The organism is Pseudogemmobacter sp. TB195 (genome assembly GCF_058313095.1).
Window position 1 is genome coordinate 1 of the sequence record NZ_JBZEGG010000249.1, and the last position, 254, is coordinate 254.

The window sequence follows — 254 nt, forward strand, 5'->3', positions numbered from 1 at the left end:
GGCTGGAACGCCCTGCCCGCGCCGGAGCAATGGGGCGGCCAGGGTCTGCCGGCGGTGGTGCAGGCGGCCTGCGCCGAGATGTGGAACGCCTCGGCCATGTCCTTCGCGCTGGCGCCGCTGCTGAGCGCTGGCGCCGTGGAAGCGTTGATCGCCCACGGCTCCGGGGAGCTGAAACAGACCTATCTGGCGAAACTGGTGGCCGGTGAATGGACCGGCACCATGAACCTCACCGAGCCCCACTGCGGCACGGACCT

Annotated in this window: 1 protein-coding gene; it reads left to right on the plus strand. The window is 70.5% G+C overall.

What is annotated here, in order from left to right; all coding sequences use genetic code 11:
• Positions 1–254: acyl-CoA dehydrogenase family protein (locus AC4FS3_RS29615; RefSeq protein WP_491023514.1), on the plus strand; the 254-nt coding region annotated here is incomplete at both ends.